Annotated in this window: 1 protein-coding gene; it reads right to left on the bottom strand. The window is 67.7% G+C overall.

What is annotated here, in order from left to right:
• Positions 1 to 4,511: non-ribosomal peptide synthetase (locus DFR29_RS28675; RefSeq protein ID WP_133822063.1), on the bottom strand; the 4,511-nt coding region annotated here is incomplete at both ends.

Below are 4,511 nucleotides of genomic sequence, written 5' to 3'. Positions count from 1 at the left end.
TCCAGCCGCGCGGCAAAACCGGCGAGATCGTCGTCAGCCGCGATCAGTTCCACGCAGCCGCCCGTCAGCAGCGGCACGTACAGCGACGGCACCGTGAGGTCGAACGCGGGCGACGTCACCACCAGCGATCCGCTCAACGATGCCGCGTAATAGCCTTCGCGCGCAAAGGCACAATAGTCGGTCAGGCCGCGATGCAGGATTTCCACGCCCTTGGGCGTACCGGTAGAGCCCGAGGTGTACAGCACGTAGGCGCTGTCCTCGGCGGCAATTGCCACCGCCGGGTCCGCGCCGGAAAAATCTGCCAGCCAGTCGGACGCACTCGCCGCATCGTCCAGCAGCACGGTATCGGCGGCGTTATGCGGCAGCAGCGAACGCCGGCTGTCGAGCAGAACGACGCCGATGCCCGCATCGGCCAGTATTGCCTGCAGCCGTTCCGGCGGCTGGCGATGGTCCAGCATCACGTAGGCCGCGCCGGTCTTCAGCACGGCCACCAGTGCAATCAGCAACTCTGCCGAACGTTCCAGATGGATACCGACACGGGCGCCGCGGCCGATGGCACGGCGCCGCAGGGCCTGCGCAAGCCGTTTGGCCTTCGCATCGAGTTCGGCGTAGCTCAGTTCGACCGCGCCGCAGCGCACCGCAATTGCCGCCGGCGTGCGCTGCGCCTGCAGTGCGATCTGTCGCGGCAGGTCGAGGTCGCGATACTGCGTGCGGACCGGGCCACGGCCTTGCCGGCGCAAGGCTCGCGATGCCGTCGCATCCAGCCACTGCACTTCGCTGCTGCGCAGCGCAGGCTGCGCCAGCAGCTGCAGCAACAGATCGCCATAGGCCGCACTGAGCTGCGCAATGCTGGCGCCGTCGAACAGGCCAGACGCATAGCGCCATGACAAGGCCAAGCCCTGCGCGTTTTCGCTGGCTTCCAGCTGCAGGTCGAACTTGGCCTGCGGCTGCGCCGGAAACACCGCGGCAGCGCGCACACCGGGCAATTCCGGCACAAGCGGCGCGGTGTTCTGCAAGGCGAACATCACCTGGAACAGCGGCGCATGCGCGAGACTGCGCGCCGGCCTGAGCTCGTCCACCAGCAGGTCGAATGGCATTTCCTGGTGTTCGTAGGCCGCCAGCGCCGTGGTGCGGGCCTGTTGCAGCACGGCCTCGAACGGCAGATCGCCCGACAGGTCATTGCGTAGCACCAGCGTGTTGACGAAAAGACCGATCAGCGGCTCGACATCCCGATGCAGCCGGCCCGCGATCGGCGTGCCCATGACGATGTCGGTCTCGCCGCTCCAGCGCGACAGCAGCAAGGCAAACGCGGCCTGCAGCAGCATGAACAGGCTGGCATCGTGCTGACGCGCCAGCGCATTCAGCCGCGACAGCGTGGCCGAATCGAGCTGCTGTTCCTGTTGCGCGCCATCGAAACGCTGCTGCGCCGGCCGCGGCCGGTCCAGCGGCAGGCTGTGTACGGCCGGCAGACCCGCCAGCTGGCCACGCCAGTAGTCCAGGTGAGCGCGCAGCTCCGCGCCCTGCAGGCGTTCGCGCTGCCAGGCGGCGTAGTCGGCGTACTGCACCGCCAGCGCCGGCAACGGCGCCGGCAGGCCCAGCGCGAAGCTGCTGTACAGCGCCGCGAATTCCTCGACCAGCACGCCCAGCGACCAGCCGTCGGCGGCGATATGGTGCAGCGCGAACAGCAGCAGATGATCGCGCTCGCCACACTGCACCAGACGGCAGCGCAGCATGCTGTCGCGTGACAGGTCGAAGGGTTCTGCCGCGTGCTGTGCAGCCAGCTGCACCAGCTGTGCTTCGCGCGCGTCGGCCGGCAGTGCGCGCAGATCGTCGCGGACGATGGTCTGCGGCGCCGGCGCCTGGATCAGCTGCAACGCGATACCGTCGGCGTCGGCATAGACCGTGCGCAGTACTTCGTGCCGCGCGAGCAGCGCATCCAGCGCCTGCTGCAGCGCGTGCAGCTGCAGCTCGCCCTGCACGCGCAGGGCCAGCGGCAGGTTGTATTGCGTGCTGCCGCCTTCCAGGCGATCGATGAACCACAGGCGCTGCTGCGCGTACGAAGCCGGCATGGCCGTATCGCGTGCGGTGCGCGCAATCGGCGCATAGTCGATCGAGGCCTGTGCATCCACATGCGCCGCAAGCCGGGCCAGGCTTGCATGTTCGAACAGGGCGCGCACCGCCACCGGCTTGCCCAGCGCCTTGGCAACTTCGCTGACCACGCGCGTAGCCAGCAGCGAATGGCCGCCCAGGTCGAAGAAATTGGCGTCGCGGCCGACCGTGTCGAGCTTGAGCACCTGGGCCCAGATCGCCGCCAGCGTCGTCTCTGTCCGCCCCTGCGGCGCCAGGTATACTTTTTCCTGATGTTGCGGCAGCGGCAGGGCGTTGCGGTCCACCTTGCCGTTCAGCGTGAGCGGCAGGCGCTCCAGCAGCACATAGGCCGACGGCTGCATATGCGCCGGCAGCTGTTCGGCCAGCTGCGCTTTCAGCGTATCGAGCAGGCCGGCCTCGGCTGCGACATAGGCCACCAGGCGGCGCTCGCCGGGGCTGTCTTCGCGCAGCAGCACCAGCGCTTCGCGCACGCCGGCACAGGCCGACAGCTGCGCCTCGATCTCGCCCAGCTCGATGCGGAAACCGCGGATCTTGACCTGGAAATCGTTGCGGCCCAGGTATTCGATGCTGCCGTCGGGCAGCCAGCGGCCCAGGTCGCCGGTTTTATACAAACGCGCATTGGTAATTTCGCCGAACGGATCGGCGACGAAGCGCTCGGCCGTCAGCTCGGCCCGGTTCAGATAACCGCGTGCCACACCGGCGCCGCCGATATACAGCTCGCCCGTCACACCGACCGGCACCGGCTGGTGCTGCGCGTCCAGGATATAGACCTGGGTATTCGCGATCGGCCGGCCTATCGACACTTCGCCGCCAGGCGGCAGCGCAGCGGCGCTACAGGCCAGCGCCGTTGCGTAGATCGTCGCTTCGGTGGGCCCGTAGGTATTCAGCACCGTACAGGCCGCGCTGCCGGGCAGCGCAAACCAGTTGTCCAGAAAGCGGCGTTCGAGTTTTTCGCCACCCAGTATCACCAGCCGCGGCCACTGTCGCGGCAGGCTGCGGCCAAGCCGGGTTTCCTGCACCCACTGGTGCCAGAACGCCGTCGGCAGGTCGACGACAGCGATGCCGTTGTCGTCGAGGAAGCGCACAAACTGCGCATCCGGCGCCACCAGCGCGGCGGGACGCAGCACCAGCGTCGCGCCGACCGACAGCGGCGGGAAAATTTCCTCGACCGAAGCGTCGAAAGCATACGAGGCAAATTGCAGCAGGCGCTCGCCGGGCTGTATCGCACACAGCTGCAGATGCGCCTGCAGATGATTCACCACGGCAGCGTGTTCGACCTGCACGCCTTTGGGCTGGCCGGTCGAGCCCGAGGTGTAGATGACATAGGCCAGGTGCTGCGGGCCGAAGCCAGCAACGACAGGATCGTGCAGCGGCTGCGCCGCCGTGGCTGGGTCGTCGAGCAACAGCAGCGGTATGGCCGACGTATCCGCCACGGGCAGCAGCGCCACTACGCCACGCTCGCTGAGCAATGCGCGCGGAGCGCAGTCGTGCAGGGTATAGGCCAGGCGTTCCGCCGGATAGGCCGGGTCCAGCGGCACGTAGGCAGCGCCGGCCTTGAGAATGCCGAGCAGGCCGACCAGCATGCCGGCACCGCGCTCCACGCAGATCGCAACGCGGTCGTCGGGCCTGACGCCCAGCCCGATCAGGCGATGGGCGAGCTGGTTGGCGCGCTGGTTCAGCTGCGCATAGTTCAGCTGTTCGCCGCCGGCAATCAGCGCGATCGCCTGCGGGTCGCGCTGCACCTGTGCCTGGAACAGCGCCGGCAGGGTTTGCGCGGACGCAAAATCCACCTGCGTCGCATTGAAGCCGCGCACGACCTGCTCGCGTTCCTGCGCCGACAGCAAGGGCAGTTGTGCGACCGCCTGCTGCGGCGCAGCGGCAATGCCGCGCAACAGGCGCAGGAACGCAGCGCCCAGCCGTTCGACGCTGGCCGGCTCGAACAGGCTTTGTGCATAAGTCCACGACAGCTGCAAGCCGCTGCTGTGCGGCGTCGCGGTCAATTCCAGATCGAACTTGGCCGCTTCCTGCGGCGTGGCCAGGGTGGTCGCGCTCAGGCCCGGCAGTTCCAGCCGGGGCTGCTCGCCGTTCTGCAAAGTGAACATCAGCTGGAACAGCGGCGCATGCGCCAGGCTGCGTGCCGGCTTCAGCTCGTCGACCAGCATCTCGAACGGGATTTCCTGGTGTTCGTAGGCTGCCAGCGCCGTGGCCCTGGCCTGGGCCAGCAGCTGCTCGAAGGTGGGATTGGCGGAAAGATCGCTGCGCAGCACCAGCGTGTTGACGAAGAAGCCGATCAGCGGCTCAACGTCGGGATGCAGGCGGCCGGCAATCGGCGTACCGATGACGATGTCGCTCTCGCCGCTCCAGCGCGAGATCAATACCGCAAATGCCGCCTGCAGCAGCAT

Origin of the sequence: Tahibacter aquaticus (assembly GCF_004363655.1) — a bacterium.
Classification (GTDB): domain Bacteria; phylum Pseudomonadota; class Gammaproteobacteria; order Xanthomonadales; family Rhodanobacteraceae; genus Tahibacter; species Tahibacter aquaticus.
This window is presented reverse-complemented; position numbering and strand designations above follow the sequence as displayed.